Below are 21,525 nucleotides of genomic sequence, written 5' to 3'. Positions count from 1 at the left end.
CGGCCCGGCCAGGCCCGCGTCAGCCCGACATCATGTCGGCTCTGATCACGTCCTCCTGCTTGAGCCTCGACGACGCGGTGAGCTTGCGGGTGCCCTCGGGCTCGGGGCGGGGCTTGGGTGGCCGGCGCGGGGGGTAGACCGCCCGGTCGAGATCGACGCCCTCCGCATAGAACTGGGATGCCCACTTGCGGAACTTCAGGTAGGGCCCGTCGTTGTCGGCCAGCGCCGGCTTGGTGACGTGCCCCTTGTACTTCCAGATCGGGATGTCCTCGATCACCTGCCGGGTGACCTCCTCGACGAAGGCGTCGCCGACGGTCGAGGTCGCGGCGTCGTCGCCGAGCTTGCGCACGGTGAAGCTGAACCGCAGCTCACACTCGTCGCTGGTGACAGGCACGTTGCACCCCATCAGCACGGTGTCCACGATCCCGCTGAAGCGGATCACCCCGAAGCCGGGCCCGTAGGTGTCCACGTCGATGCGGCCGTCGACCACCCCCCGGGGGGTGGGGAAGCGCTGGATCGAGCGCATGCGGGCCAGGGGCCCGTCGGTCTCGTAGAGGGTGACCTCGGGCACCTGGTCGGTGTTGTGGACGTACCGGAAGTGCGCGGCGTCGACCTGGTTCTCGGCGATCTCCTGCCAAGCCGCGGGGATCTCGACCGTCCGGCGCACCATCGGCGAGAAGGCGTCGGGATCGTTGAACTCCGGGATCTCGGGGATCTCCCAGCTCGGTTCGGCCCCGAACGGGTGGTACCAGGCCATGAGCAGCCCGTTGCGCTCGATGACCGGATAGGTGGTGAGGCGCGCCTTGCGGTTGACCTTGTCGCTGTAGGGGATCTCGCTGTTGCGCCCCTCGGCATCGAACTTCCACCCGTGGAAGGGACACTGCAGCTCGCACCCCTCGACGTGCCCGCCGTGCCCGAGGTGGCCACCGAGGTGGGGGCAGAGCGCGTCCTGGAGGTGGGCGGCGCCCTCCGAGTCCCGCCACAGCACGAGATCTCGACCGAAGTAGTAGAGGGGCCAGACCTCGCCAGCCGCGAGCTCGTCACTCCAGGCCAGCTGGTACCAGCCGAAGGGGACGGGGAAGGGGAATCGGGTCATGGCTCAGATCTAGAACGTGTTCTAGTCCCGGCGATAGGGACCTTCGTCCCTATCGCCCCCGGGGCGCTCCGGGTACAAGACGAACCGTCCAAAAACGAGAACACGTTCTCGTTTTCACCGTGAAGGAGCGCCCATGGAGTTCGGATTCTTCGCCCAGGGAGCGGTGCCCGCACCACTCGCCGAGGGCAACCCCGGCCTCGAGCACCAGCGGCTGATGGAGAGCGTCGAGATCGCCGTCCGCTCGGAGGCGTGGGGGTTCAAATACGCCTGGGCCTCCGAGCACCACTTCCTCACCGAGTACTCCCACATGGCCTCGCCCGAGGTCTTCGCGGCGTTCGTGGCGGCCCGGACGACGACCCTGCACGTCGGCTCGGCGATCACCAACACCACGCCGGCGGTGAACCACCCGGTCCGGGTGGCAGAGCAGGTGGCCACGCTCGACCATCTGACGGAGGGTCGCTACGAGTTCGGCACCGGCCGTGGTTCCTCCACGACCGAGATGGGTGGCTTCGGGGTGACCGACTGGGACTCGACCCGCGACATGTGGGCCGAGACGCTTCGAGAGTTCCCCAAGATGTGGGCATCGTCCAGCTACCACCACGACGGGACGTACTTCTCCGTCCCGGAACGCAACGTCGTCCCCAAGCTGTATCGCAAGACCCCGCCGCCGATGTGGGTCGCGGCGGGCAACCCGGAGACCTTCGAGATCGCCGCCGCCAACGGCCTCGGCGTGCTCTGCTTCGCCTTCGGGCCACCGGCGAAGTCGAAGATCCCGGCCGCCGCGGCGGCGTACAAGGCAGCGATCGGCGACTGCGACCCGGTCACCGGCTATGCCAACGACAACATCCTGTGCGTGACGAACCTCGTCTGCTGCGAGAACCGCGACGACGCGTTCAAGCTGGCGGCGAGCATCGGGATGTCCTACTACCACTCGCAGGTGCTGCGTTGGCTCGACACCTTCCCCCGCCCGAAGGGGGTGCCGGCCTGGCCGGAGCTGATCCCCGAACCGACCCCGGACGAGGTCGAGCGGCTGGCTGCCACCGGGGCGATCATCGCCGGCGACCCCGACGACTGCGCGAAAGGGGTGGAGATCTATCGCGACCTGGGCATCGACCAGCTCGTGTTCAGCCCGCTCACGACGCAGATGTCTCTCGAGGACGCGCTGGCCTCCTTCGAGCTGTTCGGCACCGAGGTGATCCCCCGCTTCGACACCGATCCGGTGCATCGCACGGCGCGCTTGCGGGACGCGGCCGAGAGCTGACGGCCCGGCCGGGCGGGACGGGGCCGGCCGGCGGGTCGGACGAGGCGGGCAGGCCGTGCCGGTCGCGATGGGCGTTTTTCCCGGCCCGTCGGCGACAATGGCACGGTCGTGACCAGCATCATCTCCACCGACTCCACTGGAGACGCCGAGGACACCCCCACCGGTGAGCCCTCGCCGCCAGCCCGGCCGCCCTCGGTACCCCGCTGGGTCATCGCGTCGTTCCTGATCGGCGGCGCGATGCTCCTCGCCATCGCCGCCATCACCCTGGCCACCCGGTCGGAGGGCGGTGGCTCACCAGCTCGCAGCGAGTGGGCGGGTAGGGTGCTGGAGCCGGCGCAACCCCGACCGTCGTTCGTACTCACCGACACCTCGGGGCGCGCCTACGACTTCCAGGCCCGAACGGCCGGGCGGCTGACCCTCGTGTTCTTCGGGTACACGAACTGCCCGGACGTCTGCCCCATCCACATGGCCACCATCGCCCAGGCGTTGCAGAAGGTCGACGTCCCGGTCGAGATGGTGTTCGTGACCACCGACCCGGCCCGCGACACCCCGGAGCGTCTCGACTCGTGGGTGCACAGCTTCGATCCACGCTTCGTGGGACTGACCGGCGACCTGCCCGCGGTCGAAGCGGCCCAGCGGGCGATGGGGACGGCGGTGGCGGTGGCCGAGGCGCCCGACGCCCGCGGCGACTACCTCGTCGGCCACACCGCCGGGGTGTTCGTGATCACCCCCGACGATCGGGTGCGCTTGGTGTACCCGTTCGGCACCCGCCAGGAAGACTGGGTGCGAGACCTCCGCCGGTTGGCCTCGAAGACCGACTGGCTGCCGGCCGGGAGCGAGGGGGCGGCGCGGTGAGCTGGTGGTGCAGCGCCACCCGGGAGCCGTGGAGCTGGGCCTTCCGGGCCTACCCCGGCATCTGGGTGGCGATGCTGACGCTGATCGCCGGCTACGGGTGGAGCTGGCACCGCCACCATCGAGGCGGCAGCCCCGTCGCGCCGTGCGACCGGCGCAAGCGGTGGTGGTTCGCGCTGGGGATGGCGGTGCTCTGGCTGGCCACCGACTGGCCGCTCGGGACCCTCGGCGCCGGCTACCTGGCCACGGCACACATGGTGCAGTACATGCTCTACACGCTCGTCGCCGCGCCGCTGCTGCTGCTCGGCATCCCGGACTGGATGGTGCGCCCCGCCGTCGAGCGGTTCCGCCTCGGGCCGGCGCTGCGGTTCCTCGCCAGACCCGTGGTGGCGGGAATCGGGTACAACCTGGTGCTGATCGCCACCCACGCGCCGTTCACGGTCGACACGTTCCGTTCGAGCCAGGTCGGCTCGATGCTGCTCGACGTGACCTGGCTGCTGTCGGGGCTGCTGCTGTGGACCCCTCTCGCCAGCCCGCTGCGGGAGCTGCGCCACCCCTCCCCCGCCGTGCAGTGCGTGTACCTGTTCCTGGCCGCCGGTGCGATCGCCATGGTGCCGGGCGGGATGCTGACCTTCGCCGACTTCCCCCTCTACCGCACCTACGAGCTGGCGCCGCGGGTCTACGGCCTCTCGGCGGGCGACGACCAGCAGATGGCGGGCATCCTCATGAAGATCGGGAACATCCCGATCGTGTGGACCGTGATCTTCGTGATCTTCGTCCGCTGGGCGATGCGTGACGGAGAGGCGGCGCGCCCCGCAGAGATGGCCGCGTCCGCGGGTTCAGGCTCGGGCTGAGCCCGCGGGACCGGGATCGGGGGCGACGGATGCGGCTGCCACCGGTTGCCCCGGGCGAGCTTCCGGCCGGTGCCCGGCGCGGTCGGCCGACGCGGGTGGCGGTGATCGGGCTCGCGCTCCTCGTCGCCACGGTGGCCGTGGCCTGTGCCAGGAGCGAGCCCCGCACGTTCCGAGTGCTCGCCACCACCGACATCGTGGGGTGGCTGGCCGGCGCGGTGGCCGGTCCGAGCGCGCAGGTGACGGTGGTCGTGCCGGCCGGTGCCGATCCCAGGACCTTCACCGGTGATGCGGAGCTGGCCCGGCAACTCGACGGCGCCGATCTGGTGATCGCGGTCGGCGGTGGGTTCGAGCGGGGCCTGCAACCCGCCCTCGACGCGGCGCGGCGCACCGGCACCAAGGTGCTGTTCCTGCTCGAGGACCTGGCCCCGGAGCCCTACGGCCGGACGCCCGCCTACGAGCCGGGGCCTGCGCCGACCGGTCCGGATGCCCCCGAGATCGGTGCACCCGATCCGTCGTTCTGGATGGATCCCGATCGAGCGGCCCAGGCGGCTCGATCCATCGCCGCCGCGCTGGACTCGCAGGCGCCGCAGTTCGCGGTGTTGACCGCGGTGAACCTGGACCGCGTCGAGCGCGACCTCGTGGCCGCGGACGAAGCGGTGCAGGGCGCGCTGGCGCCCCTCGCCGGCGCGGTGAGCAGCCTGATCACCGACGACCCCCACCTGGGCTACTTCGCCAACCGCTACGGGCTGTCGATCGCTGCGCCGGGCGACGGCCGGCAACCGACCGACGTGGTGCTCTATGCCACGACCCTCGGGCCGCCGGGCTCGGGAGCGGAGACCCTCCCGGGCCTGCTGGTGGTCGACGCCCGGAACCTCGCCACCGCCCTCACGGCTGGCACCTGATCCGACCCTGCTCCCCGACCGTCGCGGTGCCGCGGCACCCCGGGGGCGTTCGCGGTCCACACAGCCCGCCCGAGCGCGACAATCGCAGGGATGCGGCAACGGACGCGACGTCTCCGCCTCGCCGTCCCGGTCGGCGTCTTCGCCACGGTGGTGCTCACGGGAGCGACGGTCGCCTGGCGGGCCGGGCCCGAGCCGGCCGACCACCTCCGGGGCCGCGGGGCCGGCATCGTGGTGGGGTCTGCGGGCCGGCCGGCGCCGACGCTGGCGGTCACCACCGAACGCCCGAGCCTCCCGATCCCCGAGGCGCTCCCGGACAACCCCTACGCCCCCACCCCCCAGATCGTGTTGGGCACCATCGAGATCCCGAAGCTCGGCGTGGTGGCGGACGTGCAGCGGGGGGTGACCCTGACGGCGATCAACCGAGGGCCCGGGTGGTGGCCGGGGACCGCCCGGCCGGGAGGCCTCGGCAACGTGGTGATCGCTGGTCACCGCACGACCTACTCGAAGCCCTTCGCTCGCCTGAACGAGCTCGAGGCCGGTGACCGGGTGATCCTCACGACCGCGGACGCCCGCTTCGTCTACGAGGTGCGGGGGGTGATCACCGTGCCCGCCGAGTGGGTGGACATCGCCGCCCAGTCCTGGGCGCACACCGCCACGCTGTTCGCGTGCCACCCACCCGGCTCCGCCCGGGAGCGCATCGTGGCGAAGCTGCGCCTGCTCGACGACCAGGGGCGCCCGGTGGACCGGGAGGAAGACCTCCCTCCCCTCGACGCCGAGGCCCGCCGGACGGACCACACGCTGCTGGTACGCCCGGCCACCGACCCTCCGGTGGCCACCGCCACCGATCCCTTCGCCGGCTGGGAGGGCTAGGAACCGATGGACGCTCGCGCGCCGACCCCGGCCAGCGCGTCCGGCGCGGTCAGAGGCTGCCGCGCTCGAAGAACGTCGGCCAGTTGCTCCGGAGCTCGCCCCCGTCGGCGACGATCGCCGCGCCGTTGATGAACCGGGCCGCGGGTGAGCACAGGAAGAGGATGATGGCGGCCATCTCCTCCGCGGTCCCCATGCGCCGCATGGGGCCGATCTCCTCCACCTTGCGGGACCAGGCCTCCTCGTCGTAGCCGAGACGACCGACCTCGTTCTCGTGCATCCCCGCGGTGGCGATCGTGCCGGGGGCCAGCGCGTTGATGGTCACGCCGTGGTAGCCGAGGTAGGGGGCCATGGTCCGGGTCAGGTTCACGACCCCGGCCCGGGCCGCGCCGGAATGGACGAACATCGGCGCGCCGCGCTCGAACGAGAAGACGTGCACCACGTTGACGATCGAGCCGTACCCGGCCTCGGTCATCGGCCCCATGAACCGGCTCACCATGTTCCAGGTGCCGTTGAGGTTGAGGTCCACGACGGCCCGCCAGCCGTTGTCCGAGATCTGGGAGGGCAGAGCGGGGAACTGCCCGCCGGCGTTGTTGATCAGGAAGTCGACTTTGCCGAACTGCTCGTAGGCGGTGTCGCGCAGGCGCTCGACCTCGGCGGGCTGGCGGATGTTGGTGGGCACGGCCAGACAGCCGCGCCCGAGGCACTCGATCTCATCCGCGCACCCCGCCAGGTGATCGGGATCACGGCTGGCGATCACCACATCAGCGCCGTACCGGGCGAACCCCAGGGCGCACTGCCGACCCAGCCCGGTTCCACCACCGGTCACCAGCGCCACCCGGCCGGCGAAGAGGTCAGGGGTGAACACGTCGAGCGGCCCGGGTCCGGTCATCAGCGAGCGACCCTACCGCCCGCGGCCCGCACCCTCGTTCTGGCAGGTCGAATGCGTGCCAGAGCACGCGTTCGACCTGCCAGAACGGGCAGAAGGGAGCGCTGGCCGACTCGGGAGGAGCCGTGCAGACCGCGAGGGGCGGCGTGCACCGTCCGGGCACCGACGCGAAAGTGGACGGCGATGACCTCGCCTCCGTGGACGTCCCCCGGGTGGGCGACCCGATCCGGCATCGCGGTGCGCGGTGTGCTGGCGGGGCTCGCCATCGCGGCGTCGGTGCCGCCGTGGGGGTGGTGGCCGCTCGCCTTCGTCGGGGTCGCCCTGTGGGACCGCCTGCTCGCCGGCCAGCCCGCCCGGGCCCGCTTCGCTCGCTCCTGGCTGGTGGCCGCCGCCTGGTTGTTCCCGGCCACCTTGTGGATGTGGGACCTCACCAAGCCCGGCTACGTCATCGCACAAGCCGCGTACGCCACCTACTTCGCCCTCGCCGCGCTGGCGGTTCCGCCTCAGTCGCCCGGACGGTGGATCGCGCTGCCCGGCGCGATCACGTTGGCCGAGCTCGCCCGGTGGACCTTCCCCTTCGGCGGCGTGCCATTGGCCACGCTGGCCATGGGGCAGGCCGCGGCACCCCTCGGCCAGACCGCCCGCCTGGGTACCGACCTGTTCGTGTCGGCGCTGGTGGTCGTCGGGGGGATCGCCCTCTCCGCCGCCTGGGAGCGCCGGTGGGCGCTGGCGTGTGCCATCGCGGCCGCCCTCGTGGCGGTGATGGGGTTGGCCGCCGTCGCCCCCCGGGGCCATCCGACCGGCGAGCTGACCTTCGCCGTGGTTCAAGGCGGTGGTCCTCAGCGCACCCGGGCTGCGGACACCGACGAGCGCGAGGTCTTCGAACGGCACCTCGCCGCCACCGAAGCGGTGACCACACCGGTCGATCTCGTGCTCTGGCCCGAGAACGTGGTCAGCGTCGAAGGCGACCTCCCTGGCAGCGCCGAGGGTCGGGAGCTGTCGGCGCTCGCCCGCCAGCTCGGCACCACGCTCGTGGTCGGTGCCACCGAAGGTGACGGCCCGGAGCACTTCCGCAACGCGTCGATGGTGGTGAACCCCGATGGCACCTACGGCGACCGCTACGACAAGGTCCGCCGGGTCCCGTTCGGGGAGTATGTGCCGATGCGCGGGCTCATCGAGCTGCTGGCGGGGCAGGGGGCCGGCCTGCCCGCTCGGGACGCGATCCCCGGCGTGGAGCCGGCGACCATCGACACCCCAGCCGGGCGGTTCGGGGTGGCCATCTCCTGGGAGGTCTTCTTCAGCGACCGGGTCCGCGACGGGATCGCGCACGGCGGCGACGTGCTGCTCAACCCCACGAACGGGTCGTCCTATTGGTTGACGCAGGTACAGACCCAGCAGGTGGCATCGTCGCGGCTGCGGGCGATCGAGAGCGGGCGGTGGGTGCTGCAAGCCGCACCCACCGGCTTCTCCGCGGTGGTGGACGCGAATGGTGACCTGCTCACCCGCTCAGGGGTGAGCGAGACCCGGATCCTGCAGGGCACCGCCCAGCTCCGAGAAGGACAGACGATCGCCATCCGGCTCGGTCGGCTCCCCATCGTGGTGCTCGCGATGCTGGCCCTCGTCGTGGGCAAGCTGGCCCGCCGGGCGACAGCGGCGCGGCAGCGCGCGCCCCGGGCACGGGTCCCAGCCGGGTCAGACCTCTAGGAGCAGGGTGACAGGCCCGTCGTTGACCAGCTCCACCGCCATGTCGGCCCCGAACCGACCGGTCTCGACCCGGGCACCCAATGACCGCAGCTCGGCCGCCACCGCCTCGACCAGTGGCTCGGCCTGCTCGGGCCGAGCCGCGGCGACGAACGACGGCCGGCGGCCCTTGCGGGTGTCGCCGTAGAGCGTGAACTGGCTGATGACGAGCACCTCGCGGGTCGTCTCGGCGATCGAGAGGTTCATCACCCCGTGGTCGTCGGCCATGATCCGCAGCGTCCACAGCTTCGAGGCCAGCTTCGCCGCGGAGGCTCGGTCGTCGTCGTGGGTCACCCCCACCAGGACGCACAGCCCCGCGCCGATCCGGCCCACCACCTGGCCGGCCACGGCGACCTGCGCCCGTGTCACCCGCTGCACGACTGCACGCACCTGATCGTCCCTCCGTCGGGGTCCCGTGCCGCCCCTGACCGCCCGGGGGCGGTGGTTCAGCGACCCGCTTCCAGGCAACGAGTGTGACCGCCGTCACTGTCCGCCCGGCGCACTTGACCGATCGGTCAGAGGCTATGAGACTCGGGGACCTTATGCAGCCGGGGAACGGGGCATCGCGGCGCGGCGAGCGCGCCGCCGACGGCGACCTCCCGCTGTCCATCGCGTTCCTCGCCTACCGGGGCAAGCCGCACGTCGGCGGGCAGGGGGTCTACACCCGTCATCTCACGAAGGCCCTCACCGACCTCGGACACCACGTGGAGGTCCTCGGCGGCCAGCCCTACCCGATCCTCGACGAGCGGGTCCCGCTGGTGGAGCTCCCCAGCCTCGACATCTACAACGACCACTTCCCGATGCGGATGCCGGGCATCTGGGAGCTCAAGACCCTCGGCGACTTCGTCGAGGTGACCGCGTTCTCGATGGGCACGTTCCCCGAGCCCCTCGCCTTCTCGATCCGGGCGTTCCAGCACCTCCGCAAGCGGGTGAACGACTTCGACCTGGTACAGGACAACCAGTGCCTCGGCTACGGCCTGCTGGGCATCGAACGGCTGGGGCTGCCGGTGCTGGCCACCATCCACCATCCCATCACCGTCGACCGCCGGCTCGAGATGGAGCACGCGGAGACCGCGTGGCAGCGCTTCGCCAAGGCTCGCTGGTACGCGTTCACCAAGATGCAGACCCGGGTGGCGTCGCGGATGACTCGCGTGCTCACGGTCTCGCAGAACTCGAACAACGACATCCACACCGACCACAAGGTGCCGCTCGAGCGCATGCACGTGGTCCCCGTGGGGGTCGACCAGGACCTCTTCCGTCCGCTGCCCGACGTGCGGCGGGTCCCCGGCCGACTGATCACCACCGCCAGCGCGGACGTGACGATGAAGGGCCTGCGGTACTTGCTCGAGGCCCTGGCCAAGCTGCGCACCGAGCGCCACGTCGAGCTGGTGGTGATCGGCCGTTTGAAGGAAGGTGGCCCCTCGGCTCGCACGATCGACGAGCTGGGCCTGCGCGATGCCGTCACCTTCGTCACCGGCGTGCCCGAAGAGCGGATCATCGAGCTCTACTCCGAAGCAGAACTGGCCGTGGTCCCCTCGCTCTACGAGGGGTTCTCGCTCCCGGCGATCGAGGCCATGTCCTGCGGCGTGCCGCTGGTGGCCACGACCGGAGGCGCGCTCCCCGAGGTCGTCGGCGGAGACGGCGACACGGCGCTGCTGGTCCCGCCCGGCGACAGCGACGCCCTGGCGGCGAGGATCCGCGAGGCGCTGGACAACCCCGAGCTGCGTGCCGCGGTCGGTGCCCGCGGCCGACAGCGGGTGATCGACCGGTGGACCTGGCGGCACACCGCGATCGGCACCGTCGAGCAGTACCGGGCCCTGCTGGCCGAGACCGCGCACATCCAGGCCCGCCGCCCCGGCGGCGCAGCGAGCGCCCCGAGGTACCGGCGAGCACGGGCGGGGCGCCCGGGGAGCGAGCGCTAGCCCATGCTGACCGTCGACTACGACCGCCTGGGCCTGCGCGCGGGGGAGTTGCTGCTCGACCTGGGCTGCGGTTTCGGGCGGCATGCCTTCGAGGGCCTGCGACGGGGGGCGCGAGTCGTGGCCTGCGACATGGCGGTGCCCGAGCTGGAGCAGGTGCGAGCCCTGTTCGAAGCGATGACCCTGGCGGGCGAGGCTCCCCCCGACGGCATGGCGGTGACCGTCAACGGCGATGCCACCCGACTGCCGTTCCCCGACGACACCTTCGACCGGGTCATCGCCTCCGAGGTCATGGAGCACATCCCCGACGACGTGGCCGCGCTGCGTGAGCTGGTGCGGGTGCTCCGACCCGGCGGCGCCATCGCCGTGACCATCCCGAGCGAGCTGCCGGAGCGGATCTGCTGGCTGCTCTCCGACGAGTACCACGCCCCGAAGGCCGCCGGCGGGCACATCCGCATCTACTCGGAAGGTGAGCTGCGGGCGAAGATGGCCAGCGCCGGCCTGGCCCCGGGCGCATCCCACAAGGCGCACGCCCTGCACTCCCCCTACTGGTGGCTCAAGTGCGCGGTCGGCCCCCGCAACGACGACTTCCCCTTGGTCAAGCTGTACAACCGCCTGCTGGTCTGGGACATCGCTGAGCGACCGCTGCTCACGCGGCTACCAGAGCAGATCCTCAACCCGGTGCTCGGCAAGAGTCTCGTCGTCTACGCGACGAAACCCGTCCGCGTCCACCGCTCGACCACCACACGGGAGCTGTCCCATGCCGGCGCCTGACGTTCCCGGGATCCTCTCCGCCCGCCAGGTGCACGACACCGTGGACGCGATCGCCTCCTGGCAACTCCCCAACGGGATGATCCCCTGGTTCCCGGGTGGGCACGCCGATCCGTGGAACCACGTGGAGGCCGCCATGGCCCTCGCGCTCGGCGACCGTCGCGAGCAGGCAGAACGGGCCTACGACTGGCTGGTCTCCAAGCAGAGGCCCGACGGGTCGTGGCACCAGTACTACCTGGCGGAGGGCATCGAGCAGGACAAGCTCGACGCCAACACCATCGCCTACGTGGCCACCGGGGTCTGGCACCACTGGCTGCTCTTCGGCGACCGCGGGTTCGTGGAGGCCATGTGGCCGGTGGTGGAGCGGGCAATCGACTTCGTGCTCGACCTGCAGACCGCGCGGGGCGAGATCATCTGGGCTCGCCACGCGGACGGCACCCCGTGGTCGTTCGCCCTGCTCACCGGCAGCTCGAGCATGTGCCACAGCCTGCGCTGTGCCATCGCCCTCGCCGAGCTGCTGGGGCATGAGCGCCCTGACTGGGAGCTGAGCGCCGGCCGGCTCGCGGATGTGATCCGGGCCCACGTCCGCGGCGAGCTGCCGGATGCGTTCGCCCCGAAACACCGCTGGGCGATGGACTGGTACTACCCGGTGCTCGCGGGCGTGCTCACCGGCGAGGAGGGCCGGGAGCGGCTCGAGTCCCGGCGCGACACGTTCCTGGTCGAGGACCTCGGGGTGCGCTGCGTGAGCGACCGGCCCTGGATCACCGCCGCGGAGACCTGCGAGTGCCTCCTCGCGTACCTCTCGATCGGCGAGCGCGAGCTGGCGATCACCCTCTTCGAGTGGGCGCAGGGCCTGCGAGCCGACGACGGGCACTACTGGACCGGTGTCGTGTTCCCGGAGATGGTGCACTTCCCCGGTGACGAGAAGACCACCTACACCGCGGCGTCCATCGTGCTCGCCGCCGACGCACTCGCCGGCACGTCGAAGGCATCGTCGCTGTTCGTCGACCACGACCTGCTCCCGCCGTTGATCACGACCGCCGACGTCGCCGACCCTTCCCGCGACTGACGCCGGTCGCCGCGCCCTCGGTCAGCCGTCGCCGGAGCGGCGTCGCAGCACCCGGAGCGATCCGGTAGCGCCGACCTCGTCGAAGTCTCCCGATCCGAGGGCGCGCCGGTAGATCTCGTACGGGGGCCGCCCGCCGTCCGCGGGGTCGGGGAACACGTCGTGGATGGCGAGCAGGCCGCCCGGCTCCACGTGCGGCGTCCAGGTCTCGTAGTCGCGGTGAGCCGGCTCTTCGCCGTGCCCACCGTCGATGAACAGCAGCGACAGGGGGCTGGCCCAGTAGCGGCCCACGGTGGCGGAGTCGCCCACCAGGGCGATCACATGCCGCTCGAGGCCGGCTTCGTGGATGGTGCGGCGGAACCACGGCAGGGTGTCGATCATCCCGACCGCGGGATCGACCAGGTCGGGTTCGTGCCACTCCCATCCGGGCTGGTTCTCTTCCGAGCCGCGGTGGTGGTCGAGGGCGAAGAGCACCGTGCGACGCTCGCGGGCTGCGGCCCCGAGGTAGATGGCCGACTTCCCACAGTAGCTGCCCACCTCGAGCATCGCCGAGCCGCCCGCGGGCACCGACAGAGCGGCCTCGTGGAGCGCGAGACCCTCGTCGGGTGGCATGAACCCCCGGGCCCGCTCAGCCAGGCCTCGCAGGTCAGGGTCCATCATGCCGGGGTGATCGCCAGGTCACGCCGGCGCCGGCTCGTCGAGGCCGCCGTCGCGACCGTCGACCGGGCCGTGGTGGTGCTTGCCGAACATGTACGCGTCGAGCACGAAGAACTTGACCACCCACAGCACCCCGAAGGCGAGGATGTTGGCGAAGTTCGGCACCAGCTTCTCGACCAGGCTGCGCTGATCCGCAGGGATGTCGGCGATCCCGGTGACGTGGGTCGCGGTCCACACCGCGCCGGTGGAGAGGACCAGACCGGCGAGCGCGAACCCCCAGAACGGCAGGACCTCCTTGGTGAGGTGGCTCTTGCCGCTCTTGCCCCAGACCCAGGCCCGCGACAGGTAGTAGGCGGGCACGGCGCTGATGCACACCGCCAGCACGTTCGACGGTGCCGGTCGTAGACCGAGGATGGCACTGAAGAAGACGAGCAGGCCCTGCCCGACGATGACGTTGACGACCGACACCGCGGAGTACTTGAGGCCATGGGTGCGGACCTTCTGCAGGGCGTCCTGCAGGGCTGTGGTGGAGGCAGCCATCGGGCGAGAGGCTAGTGGGACCAGGCCGGGAGGTGACAGCCAGCCAGGTCAGCCGTGCGACCCGTCGCTGAGGGCGTTGGCCTGTACCACGCTCGACAGCCAGTACGCGCTGGGCTTGACCCGCCGCTCCTGGGTGCGGCGGTCGACCTCGACCAGCCCGAAGCGGGGCCCATACCCGAAGGCCCACTCGAAGTTGTCGAGCAGACTCCAGTAGGTGTAGCCGAGCACCTCGATCCCCTCGTCGAGGCAGTCGAGCACGCCGTGGAGGGCCCGCTCCACGTAGCGTCGGCGTTGCTCGTCGTCGTCGGTGCCGATGCCGTTCTCCGTGACCAGCACCGGCACGTGCTCGGTGACCTCCCAGGCACGGCGGATCGTCGCCGCCAGCGACTCCGGGTAGTACTCGTAGCCCATCACCAGCACCGGCACGCCCTCCTCGGGACCGAGCTGCCCATCGGGCCCGACGCGGGTTCGGCTGTAGGTCTGCACCCCGATGAAGTCGTCACCCCGGCAGGACTCGAGGAAGACGTCCTCGGCGAAGTAGCGGATGGTGTCGCGGGTGGCGATCGCCTTCTCGTCGTCCGCGGGGACGGGCTGGTAGTCGCTCATCGACAACGTCAACCCCACCGGGAACTCGCCCCGCCCGGCTTTGAGCACCTCATAGCTCCTCCGGTGCGCGGCGATCATGTTCTCGTAGCTCGCCCGCCAGAGGTCCGCGTCGAGGATGCCCGGGGGGAACACGCCCACCTGGTAGCCGATGTAGGAGACCACGTTGGGCTCGTTGATCGTGCAGGCCCGACCGATGAGGTCGCCGAGATGTTCGACGGTACGTTCGCAGAAGCGCGCGAACCGGTCGACGATCCGCGCGTCGTGCCAGCCACCGTCGTTCGCCGCCCAGCGAGGGGTGGTGAAGTGGTGGAAGGTGACCACGGGCTGGAGGTCGTTGGCGAGGCACTCGGCGCAGACTCGGCGGTAGTGGTCGAGCGCCGCCTTCGAGAACGCGCCTTCCTCGGGCTCGATGCGGCTCCACTCCACCGAGAACCGGTAGTTGTCGAAACCGAGCGCGCTGAGCAGCCGGAGGTCCTCGGGATAGCGGTGGTACTGGTCGCAGGCGTCACCGCTCGGTTCCACGCACACGGTGCCCTCTCGATGCTCCCACTCCCACCAGTCGTTGTTGACGTTGTTGCCCTCCACCTGATGCGCGGCGGTGGCGGTACCCCAACGGAACCCTTCGGGGAAGCGTCGCATGGACGGGCAGGCTAGCCCCCGGCCCGCGCGGGCCGCCGTCACACCCAGGCGGGGAGTAGCCGCGACAGCTGCTCCGCGGTGACCACCAGCGGTGACGCGGTCGAAGCGCCGGTCAGCTCGGCTCGGGACGTCACGGACGACGCGGGGAACGCGCTCGGCCTCCATGGCCGGCTACCCAAGCATCCCGAGTCGAATCCGTGGTGAACGAGGCCGATGCGATGATGAACCGCGGGTGTCGGGCCGTGGAATGATCGGCGCCCATGGGACAGGAAGCCGTCGACGAGCTCATCCGCCTGCTCGACCTCGAATCGATCGAGGTCAACATCTTCCGTGGGCGCAGCCCGGAGGTGGCCCGCCAGCGGGTCTTCGGGGGCCAGGTCGCTGGCCAAGCCCTCGTGGCCGCGGCCCGCACGGTCGACCCGCTCCGAGCCGTGCACTCCCTCCACGCGTACTTCCTGCGCCCCGGTGATCCCACGATCCCGATCCTCTACGACGTCGACCGGATCCGGGACGGTCGGTCCTTCGCCACCCGCCGGGTGGTAGCCATCCAGCACGGGCGGGCGATCTTCAACCTGCAGGCGTCGTTCCACGTGGCCGAGGACGGGTTCGACCACCAGGCACCGATGCCCGCCGACCTGCCCGACCCCGAATCCCTCCCCGACTTCAAACAGCGCTGGGCGGCGTGGGCCGAGCTGATGGGCGACGACTACCACCGTGACCGGCCGATCGACACCCGCAACTGCGACTGGGAGCCCGGGGACCGCACCCGACCGCTGCCCCCCTACCAGCGGGTGTGGCTCCGAGCGGACGGTGCTCTGCCTGACGACCCGGTCCTGCACGCCTGCGTGGTCACCTATGCCAGCGACATGACCTTGCTCGACACGTCCCTGCTCCCCCACGCGGTGGGCGCGCTCGACGACGAGATCTTCATGGCTAGCCTCGACCACGCGATGTGGTTCCACCGACCGTTCCGGGCCGACGAGTGGCTGCTGTACGTGCAGGACACGCCGTCGGCGTCGGGTGGTCGGGGGCTGGCTCGCGGTTCGATCTACACCCGCGACGGTGTCCTCGCGGTGTCGGTGGTCCAGGAGGGCCTGATCCGGGTGATGCGCAGGTGAGGCTCGCTCGATCATCCATCGCCGCCCTCGCCGCGCTGGTGCTGTTCGTCACTGGCTGTTCAGGCGGAGAGGAGGCCGGCCCACCGGCCACCCGAGAGCTCCAAGGAGCCACGACGGGAACGGCCTCGCCGGACGAGACGACGAGCCTCGAAGGCGTGCGGATCCGCCTCCAGCCCGTCGCGGAGGTCGACACGCCGGTGGCCATGGCAGCACGTCCCGGCTCGGATGATCTCTACGTGGCGGAGCAGGGCGGCGTCGTGCGCCACATCCGGGTGACCCGCCGCGACGATGCAGTCCACCACGAGGTCGACCACACGCCGGTGCTCGACCTGAGCGAGGAAACCCGCGCCCGCGGCGAGCAGGGCCTGCTGGGCCTGGCCTTCTCCCCCGACGGGTCGACGCTGTACGTCGACTACACGGACGCGAACGACGACTCGACCCACATCGTCGCCTACCCGATGTCCGGCGAGCGGGCCGATAGCTCGAGGGCGAGGGAGCTGCTGCGCATCCCGCAGCCGAACCGCAACCACAACGGAGGCCAGCTGGCCTTCGGCCCGGACGGCTACCTCTACATCGGCGTCGGCGACGGTGGCGGTGCAGGTGACCCGCAGGACAACGGCCAGAACCTCGACACCCTCCTCGGCAAGATCCTCCGGATCGACCCCACTCCCGACGCCGCCCAGCCCTACCGCATCCCCGCCGACAACCCCTTCGCCGCCGGGGGTGGCCGGCCGGAGATCTGGCTGTACGGGGTGCGGAACCCGTGGCGCTTCAGCTTCGACCGTGAGACCGGCGACCTCTGGGTGGCCGACGTCGGTCAGAACGAGATCGAGGAGATCGACTGGTTGCCCGCCACCGGCGGGGCGGGCCGGGGCGCCAACCTGGGCTGGGCGTTCAAAGAAGGGACCCACAGCTTCCGCGGCGATCCTCCCGAGGGGCTGGTCGACCCCATCTTCGAGTACGACCACAGCGACGGGAGCTGCTCGATCACCGGGGGCTACGTGTACCGGGGGACCGCCATCCCCGGTCTCGCGGGGGCGTACGTGTTCGGCGACTACTGCCGCGCTGTGGTGCGGGGCTTGCTGGCCTCTGGCGGGCAGCTCCTTGACGAGCGCGGTCTCGGGGTCTCGGTCGCACCACGCTCGCTGTCATCGTTCGGGGAGGACAGGGACGGCGAGCTCTACGTGCTGTCCACGGCCGGTACCGTGTACCGGATCGAACCGGCGTGACCGACGGAGGAGCTTCCCACACCGGGGGACGGTATGGGGCCAGAGGAGACCGCATCACGGGCAGATCACGCCACCGAGCGAGCACACGCGGATCGGCACGGCGCCGCCCACCGCGTCCCCGCGGGTGATGCTCCGGAACACACCGGGGATGAGCAGATCCCGCCGCGGCGGCGGCACGGCACCCGCCTGCGCGACGGGTCGACCCTGTACTGGTGGCGGGAGCTGCTGATCGTCGCCACGCTGTACGTGGTCTACGAGTCGATCCGCAACCTTTCCGAGGGGAAACCATCGGCCGCGTTCCAGAACGCGCTACGGATCATCGACTGGCAGAAAGCGCTCAGCATCTACCACGAGAAGACCATCCAGGAGTGGGCCCTCAAGTCCACGACGCTCATCGTCGCCAGCAACTACTTCTACGGATCGGCCTACATCGGGGTGTCGATCGTGATCCTCGTATGGCTCTACCGCCGTTTCCCGGACGACTACCCGCTGCTGCGCAACACGCTGGCCATCGGCACCATGCTGGGCCTCGTCGGGTTCGCCGCCTTCCCCCTCATGCCACCCCGGCTGCTCGACGTCATGGGTGACGGGCAGGTGTTCGGGTACGTCGACACCCTCGTGAAGTACCCCACGTTCTGGTCGTTCGAGTCACCGGCGATGCAGAAGATCTCGAACCAGTTCGCAGCCATGCCGAGCTTGCACTGCGGTTGGGCCGTGTGGGGTATGGGGGCGTTGCTCCCCCGGGTGCGCACGTGGTGGATGCGCACCCTCGCCGTGCTCTACCCCATCGCGACCACCTTCGTGGTGGTGGCGACCGGGAACCACTACTTCCTCGACGCGGTGGGTGGCGCGGTGATCTTCACCATCGGCTACGGCGTGGCCCGGCTGGTCACCCGCGCCGGGCGGAGGGGGCGTCTCGTGAACCCGGCGATCGCGGACCGGTAGGCGGCGACGTTCATCTCCACGACGTCCTCCCAGTCGACTGGGGCGAGGGTCTCCCGGTTGTTCTTCGCGATGAGCAGCCGTAGCTCCCGGTCGCGCACGATCCGCACGAGCTGGTCGACCATGTCCCGGTCGGAGTGGGCCAGCAGGCCCTCGCGACCGTGCTCCACGAACTCCCGGATGCCGGTGCGGGCCTTGGCCACCACGGGCAGGCCCGCGCATCGAGCCTCGAGCGCCGCGATCCCGAACGACTCCAGGTTGGCCGGGGCGACGAACACGTCCGCGGTGGCGTACACCCGCCGGATCTGCTCGCGGGAGAGCCGGCCCACCAGCTGCACCACGTCGCCGAGACCCTGGGTGCGGATGTAACGCTCGAGCGAGGGCCGCTCGGGACCGTCGCCGATGACCAGTAGCCGCAACCTGACCTCCGGGGCCCGGGCCCGCACCTTGCGGACCATCTTGAGCAGCTGCAGAGGTCGCTTCCGCGGCGCCAACCGCATCACCGACACCAGGGTCACCGTCCGCGGGTCGGTATCGATCGGTTCGACCTGCCAGGAGCGATTGTCGATCCCGTTCGGGAGCACCAGCACGTCCCTACCGCCTCCCGTGATACGGCGGATGGGAGCCGCCGCCACGTCGCTCACGGCGGAGAGCACGGCATCCCACTCCGACCACCGGAAGGCCCGGTCGAGGAGGGCGAACACCGGCGTGGCGTAGCTCCACAGGCAGTGCGTGGTGACCACCGTCGGGATGCCCCGGGCCTGTGCCGACGCAGCAGCGAGGTACGCGAGTGGCGACACGATACCGCCGTGGAAGTGGGCGACGTCGATCCGCTCCTGGCGCAGCAGCCCCGACACCAGGCGGAAGGTCTTGGGGGTGAACGGGATGCTGAACGGCAGCAGCGGGACGTCGAGCCGGTGCACCGGCACCCCGTCGACCTCGGCCGGGCCGTCCGTCGGGGTGATCACGATCACCTCGTGCCCGGCCCGCTGCAGATGCCGGGCCAGGTCGTGCACCTGCATCTCGATGCCGCCGATCTGGGGCAGGTAGCAGTCGGTGACCAGGCCCACCCGAAGTGGCGCGCCCGGCGATGCGGGCGCGCCGGGCGTGGATGCTGGGAGCGACACGAGCGACCTCCGGGCCGGGACGACCAGATCGTAGCCGTGCGGATGCGGAATCGGCCGGGCAGCCATGACCCGAGCACGGCTCGCGCCGTACGGCCGCGCCGTGATGCATGCTGGTGGGATGCCGGGCACCCTGGTCGCCTTCCACGCCCACCCCGACGACGAGGCACTGCTGACCGCGGGGGCGATGGCCAAGGCCGTGGCGGAGGGGCATCGGGTGGTGCTGGTGGTGGCCACGGACGGCGCGGCGGGCGAGGTCGGCGCCGACTTCCTCGACCCCGGGGAGTCCCTGGCGGCGCGGCGGCGGTGCGAGACCGAAGCCTCGGCCGCCGCCCTGGGCGTCCACCGACTCGAGTTCCTCGGCTACCGGGATTCGGGCCTCGACGGCGACCACGGGCCGGGGAGCTTCGTGGCCGCCGCGCTCGACGAGGCCGCCGAGCGCCTGGCGGGCATCCTCCGCGAGGAGCGCGCCGACCTCCTCACCACCTACGACCCCAACGGGGGCTACGGGCACCCCGACCACGTGCGGGTGCACCAGGTGGGGCGGCGCGCCGCCGAGCTGGCGGCCACGCCGTCCGTGCTCGAAGCCACCATCAACCGCGAGCTGCTGCAGCTCGCCGCGCAGCTCGCCCCGACGATGGGCTTCGAGCTTCCCCCCGAGGTGGTGCCGCCCGATCTCTCACGCTGGTACGCAGCCCCGGAGGAGATCACCCACACGATCGACGTCAACGGCTTCCTCGACCGCAAGCGCGCCTCCATGGAGGCCCACGCGAGCCAGACGACCGCCTCCACCAGCACCGTGCGAACCCTGCAGGTCTTCCTGTCGCTGCCCGACGAGGCGTTCGCCGCCGCCTTCGGCACGGAATGGTTCATCGACCGCGCCCGCCCGGGGACCGAGGCTCGTGACCTGTTCGCGCTCGCCCCGGACGGGCATGGCGAAGGTTGACGGGCCCACCTACCCGGTCGCATGGCTGAGCTCCCCGACGAGAGTGAGATGACCGCTGAGGGCATCGAGGCCCTCAGGGTCCCAGCGGAGCTGGTCGAGCACGAGCTGGCGGCCAAGAGCCCCTTGCGGCGCGTCGCCGAGCTGGGGCTGTCGCTGGCCGCGGTGGTGGCGATCTTCGCGTTCGCCATCCCCGCCATCAGCGAGACCCACTACTCGGAGATCTGGTCCCAGTTCTCCCAGCTCGATGGACGCACGATCGCCGGCCTGACGATGCTGTGGTTCCTGGTGATGTGGACCTACACCGGTGTCCTGGTCGCCGCGCTCCCAGGCCTCCGCCGCAGCCAGGCGCTGGTGCTGAACTTCGGGGGCAGCGCGGTCTCCAACGTGGTGCCCTTCGGTGGCGCGGCGGGGGTGGGCGCGACCTACGCCATGGGGATGTCGTGGGGCTTCCCGCCGAGCGTCATCACGCGGTCGATCCTCGTGACCGGTGTCTGGAACGTCTTCACCAAGCTGGGGTTGCCCGTCGCGGCGCTGCTCCTGCTCGTGGTCGACGGGCAGGCCACCGGCGGGCTGGTCGTGCCGACATGCGTCGGCCTGGCAGGTCTGGGCGTGGGCATCGCGGGGTTCGCGCTGGTGCTGCGCAGCGACGATCTGGCGTCGCGCGTCGGCGCCATCGTCGACCGGGCCGGCACCCTGGTCACCCGGCTGGTACGGCGCCCGCAACGTGATCTGCGGGCCGCGGTGGTCGACTTCCGGCACCAGAGCATCGGGCTGCTGCGAGCCTGCTGGAAGCGCCTCACGGCGTGGATGCTCCTGTACACCCTGGGCCAGTACCTCCTGCTGCTGGCCTGCGTGCGGGCGTGTGGGGGGAGCACCGACGAGCTGGGATGGATCGAGGTGCTGGCCGCCTTCACCTTCGCCAACCTGCTCACCACCATCGCCATCACCCCGAGCGGGGTCGGGTTCGTCGAGGCCGGCACGGTGGCGGCGCTCATCGCCTTCGGGGGACCACCCGCGGGCTCGGCCGCGGCGGTGTTCCTGTTCCGAGCCTTCACCTACCTCTTGGAGATCCCGCTCGGGGCTGTGGGCTGGGCGCTGTGGGCGATGAAGGCGACGTGGCGCCGCCCGGTGCTCTCCCAGCAGACTCAGCGCTCGTAGCCCGCGTGTGTGCCGGTCTGCCCTCCTGGCAGTCGAACGAGCGGACGGCGAAGCGCTGTGCAGCGCCGTCGTGCCGTCCTGCCGGGAGATGGCGACGGGCTCGGCGTTCCTGGCCAAGCTCAGCGCCGGCGACGAGACCCCGGGTGCCGACGTCAGCTGGGCGACGGTGTGGTCCTGGTGCGACGCTGTGATCTGGCCTGCGAACAGCACGCCCCTCGCCGGGGCCACCAACATCCAGAAGGGCTGCGTCGGCCACCTGGCGTTGCCCCGGGACGCCTCCGTGTTCGCCGACGTGCTCGGCCTCATCGACGACTGAGCGTCTCATCGGCCCGGTCCCCCGCCACGCCGG

General features: G+C 71.0%; 23 protein-coding genes. 16 read left to right on the top strand and 7 right to left on the bottom strand.

Annotated elements, in window-relative coordinates; all coding sequences use genetic code 11:
• Positions 1-19: 19 nt before the first annotated feature.
• On the bottom strand, positions 20-1,096 hold the full coding sequence (locus tag HZF19_RS05140) for a 3-ketosteroid-9-alpha-monooxygenase, oxygenase component (RefSeq protein ID WP_208027679.1): 1,077 nt from the start codon (positions 1,094-1,096) through the stop codon (positions 20-22).
• Between the two features lie 133 nt (positions 1,097-1,229).
• Between HZF19_RS05140 and HZF19_RS05135 the strand changes: the two genes are divergently transcribed.
• The 5 genes from HZF19_RS05135 to HZF19_RS05115 all read left to right on the top strand — a co-directional run bounded on the left by HZF19_RS05135 (position 1,230) and on the right by HZF19_RS05115 (position 5,835).
• Complete coding sequence (locus HZF19_RS05135) at positions 1,230-2,357, top strand: LLM class flavin-dependent oxidoreductase (protein WP_208027678.1); 1,128 nt, start codon at positions 1,230-1,232, stop codon at positions 2,355-2,357.
• A gap of 108 nt (positions 2,358-2,465) precedes the next feature.
• The gene (locus tag HZF19_RS05130; RefSeq protein WP_208027677.1) at positions 2,466-3,212 is read left to right on the top strand and encodes an SCO family protein; all 747 of its coding nucleotides are present in this window, start codon (positions 2,466-2,468) and stop codon (positions 3,210-3,212) included.
• Positions 3,209-4,063 carry a cytochrome c oxidase assembly protein gene (locus HZF19_RS05125; protein WP_208027676.1) on the top strand — a complete coding sequence of 285 codons (855 nt, stop codon included), beginning with the start codon at positions 3,209-3,211 and terminating at the stop codon, positions 4,061-4,063. Before HZF19_RS05130 ends, HZF19_RS05125 begins: the two co-directional genes overlap by 4 nt.
• Positions 4,064-4,158: 95 nt before the next feature.
• Positions 4,159-4,965, top strand: a complete 807-nt coding sequence (locus HZF19_RS05120; RefSeq protein ID WP_208027675.1) for a metal ABC transporter substrate-binding protein — start codon at positions 4,159-4,161, stop codon at positions 4,963-4,965.
• A 90-nt stretch (positions 4,966-5,055) separates the two neighbouring features.
• Positions 5,056-5,835: a class E sortase gene (locus tag HZF19_RS05115; protein ID WP_208027674.1), complete on the top strand. Its 780-nt coding sequence runs from the start codon at positions 5,056-5,058 to the stop codon at positions 5,833-5,835.
• A gap of 49 nt (positions 5,836-5,884) precedes the next feature.
• Here HZF19_RS05115 and HZF19_RS05110 read toward each other — a convergent pair whose 3' ends face one another.
• Positions 5,885-6,724, bottom strand: a complete 840-nt coding sequence (locus HZF19_RS05110; protein WP_208027673.1) for an SDR family oxidoreductase — start codon at positions 6,722-6,724, stop codon at positions 5,885-5,887.
• A 180-nt stretch (positions 6,725-6,904) separates the two neighbouring features.
• Here HZF19_RS05110 and lnt point away from each other — a divergent pair, with 180 nt between their 5' ends.
• Entirely contained in the window at positions 6,905-8,425 is a 1,521-nt protein-coding gene (gene lnt / locus HZF19_RS05105) for an apolipoprotein N-acyltransferase (protein WP_208027672.1), read from the top strand.
• Here the strand turns inward: lnt and dtd are convergent.
• Positions 8,414-8,851: a D-aminoacyl-tRNA deacylase gene (gene dtd, locus HZF19_RS05100; protein ID WP_208027671.1), complete on the bottom strand. Its 438-nt coding sequence runs from the start codon at positions 8,849-8,851 to the stop codon at positions 8,414-8,416. The genes lnt and dtd overlap by 12 nt on opposite strands.
• A 152-nt stretch (positions 8,852-9,003) precedes the next feature.
• Between dtd and HZF19_RS05095 the strand changes: the two genes are divergently transcribed.
• Genes HZF19_RS05095 through HZF19_RS05085 form a run of 3 tightly spaced genes read left to right on the top strand, consistent with a single transcriptional unit; the run spans position 9,004 to position 12,220 of the window.
• Positions 9,004-10,383 carry a glycosyltransferase family 4 protein gene (locus HZF19_RS05095; RefSeq protein WP_208027670.1) on the top strand — a complete coding sequence of 460 codons (1,380 nt, stop codon included), beginning with the start codon at positions 9,004-9,006 and terminating at the stop codon, positions 10,381-10,383.
• A 3-nt stretch (positions 10,384-10,386) separates the two neighbouring features.
• Positions 10,387-11,154 carry a class I SAM-dependent methyltransferase gene (locus tag HZF19_RS05090; RefSeq protein WP_208027669.1) on the top strand — a complete coding sequence of 256 codons (768 nt, stop codon included), beginning with the start codon at positions 10,387-10,389 and terminating at the stop codon, positions 11,152-11,154.
• On the top strand, positions 11,141-12,220 hold the full coding sequence (locus HZF19_RS05085) for a prenyltransferase/squalene oxidase repeat-containing protein (protein WP_208027668.1): 1,080 nt from the start codon (positions 11,141-11,143) through the stop codon (positions 12,218-12,220). Before HZF19_RS05090 ends, HZF19_RS05085 begins: the two co-directional genes overlap by 14 nt.
• Before the next feature lie 21 nt (positions 12,221-12,241).
• On the opposite strand, the gene HZF19_RS05080 is transcribed toward HZF19_RS05085, so the two are convergent.
• Genes HZF19_RS05080 through HZF19_RS05070 form a run of 3 tightly spaced genes read right to left on the bottom strand, consistent with a single transcriptional unit; the run spans position 12,242 to position 14,659 of the window.
• Positions 12,242-12,874: a class I SAM-dependent methyltransferase gene (locus HZF19_RS05080; protein WP_208027691.1), complete on the bottom strand. Its 633-nt coding sequence runs from the start codon at positions 12,872-12,874 to the stop codon at positions 12,242-12,244.
• A 21-nt stretch (positions 12,875-12,895) separates the two neighbouring features.
• Complete coding sequence (locus tag HZF19_RS05075; protein ID WP_208027667.1) at positions 12,896-13,414, bottom strand: GtrA family protein; 519 nt, start codon at positions 13,412-13,414, stop codon at positions 12,896-12,898.
• Positions 13,415-13,462: 48 nt separating this feature from the next.
• Positions 13,463-14,659, bottom strand: coding sequence for a glycoside hydrolase family 1 protein (locus HZF19_RS05070; protein ID WP_208027666.1), 1,197 nt, complete (start codon positions 14,657-14,659; stop codon positions 13,463-13,465).
• Positions 14,660-14,737: 78 nt separating this feature from the next.
• Between HZF19_RS05070 and HZF19_RS16780 the strand changes: the two genes are divergently transcribed.
• The 4 genes from HZF19_RS16780 to HZF19_RS05055 are packed head-to-tail and all read left to right on the top strand — an operon-like array spanning position 14,738 to position 17,951.
• Complete coding sequence (locus HZF19_RS16780; RefSeq protein WP_268962765.1) at positions 14,738-14,863, top strand: hypothetical protein; 126 nt, start codon at positions 14,738-14,740, stop codon at positions 14,861-14,863.
• 56 nt (positions 14,864-14,919) lie between these two features.
• Positions 14,920-15,777, top strand: a complete 858-nt coding sequence (tesB, locus tag HZF19_RS05065; protein WP_208027665.1) for an acyl-CoA thioesterase II — start codon at positions 14,920-14,922, stop codon at positions 15,775-15,777.
• Complete coding sequence (locus HZF19_RS05060) at positions 15,774-17,006, top strand: PQQ-dependent sugar dehydrogenase (protein WP_208027664.1); 1,233 nt, start codon at positions 15,774-15,776, stop codon at positions 17,004-17,006. The genes tesB and HZF19_RS05060 overlap by 4 nt, the downstream gene beginning before the upstream one ends.
• 33 nt (positions 17,007-17,039) lie before the next feature.
• Positions 17,040-17,951 carry a phosphatase PAP2 family protein gene (locus tag HZF19_RS05055; RefSeq protein ID WP_208027663.1) on the top strand — a complete coding sequence of 304 codons (912 nt, stop codon included), beginning with the start codon at positions 17,040-17,042 and terminating at the stop codon, positions 17,949-17,951.
• On the opposite strand, the gene HZF19_RS05050 is transcribed toward HZF19_RS05055, so the two are convergent.
• Positions 17,876-19,075, bottom strand: a complete 1,200-nt coding sequence (locus HZF19_RS05050) for a glycosyltransferase family 4 protein (RefSeq protein WP_208027662.1) — start codon at positions 19,073-19,075, stop codon at positions 17,876-17,878. The genes HZF19_RS05055 and HZF19_RS05050 overlap by 76 nt on opposite strands.
• 118 nt (positions 19,076-19,193) lie before the next feature.
• On the opposite strand from HZF19_RS05050, the gene HZF19_RS05045 reads away from it, so the two are divergent.
• The 3 genes from HZF19_RS05045 to HZF19_RS05035 all read left to right on the top strand — a co-directional run bounded on the left by HZF19_RS05045 (position 19,194) and on the right by HZF19_RS05035 (position 21,492).
• The gene (locus HZF19_RS05045) at positions 19,194-20,018 is read left to right on the top strand and encodes a PIG-L deacetylase family protein (RefSeq protein WP_208027661.1); all 825 of its coding nucleotides are present in this window, start codon (positions 19,194-19,196) and stop codon (positions 20,016-20,018) included.
• Positions 20,019-20,066: 48 nt separating this feature from the next.
• Positions 20,067-21,176 carry a lysylphosphatidylglycerol synthase transmembrane domain-containing protein gene (locus HZF19_RS05040; protein WP_208027660.1) on the top strand — a complete coding sequence of 370 codons (1,110 nt, stop codon included), beginning with the start codon at positions 20,067-20,069 and terminating at the stop codon, positions 21,174-21,176.
• Between the two features lie 88 nt (positions 21,177-21,264).
• The gene (locus HZF19_RS05035) at positions 21,265-21,492 is read left to right on the top strand and encodes a hypothetical protein (protein WP_208027659.1); all 228 of its coding nucleotides are present in this window, start codon (positions 21,265-21,267) and stop codon (positions 21,490-21,492) included.
• Positions 21,493-21,525 lie beyond the last annotated feature (33 nt).

This window comes from Rhabdothermincola sediminis, from assembly GCF_014805525.1.
Lineage (GTDB): Bacteria > Actinomycetota > Acidimicrobiia > Acidimicrobiales > Acidimicrobilacustridaceae > Rhabdothermincola > Rhabdothermincola sediminis.
The sequence above is the reverse complement of the archived record's forward strand: the minus strand, read 5'-3'. Positions and strand labels throughout refer to the sequence as shown.

Excerpts from the sequence above, each read along its gene's own strand:
- HZF19_RS05140 (WP_208027679.1), bottom strand. The coding sequence starts at position 1,096 with ATGACCCGATTCCCCTTCCCCGTCCCCTTCGGCTGGTACCAGCTGGCC.
- HZF19_RS05135 (WP_208027678.1), top strand. The coding sequence starts at position 1,230 with ATGGAGTTCGGATTCTTCGCCCAGGGAGCGGTGCCCGCACCACTCGCC.
- HZF19_RS05115 (WP_208027674.1), top strand. The coding sequence starts at position 5,056 with ATGCGGCAACGGACGCGACGTCTCCGCCTCGCCGTCCCGGTCGGCGTC.
- HZF19_RS05110 (WP_208027673.1), bottom strand. The coding sequence starts at position 6,724 with ATGACCGGACCCGGGCCGCTCGACGTGTTCACCCCTGACCTCTTCGCC.
- lnt (WP_208027672.1), top strand. The coding sequence starts at position 6,905 with ATGACCTCGCCTCCGTGGACGTCCCCCGGGTGGGCGACCCGATCCGGC.
- HZF19_RS05095 (WP_208027670.1), top strand. The coding sequence starts at position 9,004 with ATGCAGCCGGGGAACGGGGCATCGCGGCGCGGCGAGCGCGCCGCCGAC.
- HZF19_RS05090 (WP_208027669.1), top strand. The coding sequence starts at position 10,387 with ATGCTGACCGTCGACTACGACCGCCTGGGCCTGCGCGCGGGGGAGTTG.
- HZF19_RS05085 (WP_208027668.1), top strand. The coding sequence starts at position 11,141 with ATGCCGGCGCCTGACGTTCCCGGGATCCTCTCCGCCCGCCAGGTGCAC.
- HZF19_RS05080 (WP_208027691.1), bottom strand. The coding sequence starts at position 12,874 with ATGGACCCTGACCTGCGAGGCCTGGCTGAGCGGGCCCGGGGGTTCATG.
- HZF19_RS05075 (WP_208027667.1), bottom strand. The coding sequence starts at position 13,414 with ATGGCTGCCTCCACCACAGCCCTGCAGGACGCCCTGCAGAAGGTCCGC.
- HZF19_RS05070 (WP_208027666.1), bottom strand. The coding sequence starts at position 14,659 with ATGCGACGCTTCCCCGAAGGGTTCCGTTGGGGTACCGCCACCGCCGCG.
- tesB (WP_208027665.1), top strand. The coding sequence starts at position 14,920 with ATGGGACAGGAAGCCGTCGACGAGCTCATCCGCCTGCTCGACCTCGAA.
- HZF19_RS05055 (WP_208027663.1), top strand. The coding sequence starts at position 17,040 with ATGGGGCCAGAGGAGACCGCATCACGGGCAGATCACGCCACCGAGCGA.
- HZF19_RS05045 (WP_208027661.1), top strand. The coding sequence starts at position 19,194 with ATGCCGGGCACCCTGGTCGCCTTCCACGCCCACCCCGACGACGAGGCA.
- HZF19_RS05040 (WP_208027660.1), top strand. The coding sequence starts at position 20,067 with ATGACCGCTGAGGGCATCGAGGCCCTCAGGGTCCCAGCGGAGCTGGTC.
- HZF19_RS05035 (WP_208027659.1), top strand. The coding sequence starts at position 21,265 with ATGGCGACGGGCTCGGCGTTCCTGGCCAAGCTCAGCGCCGGCGACGAG.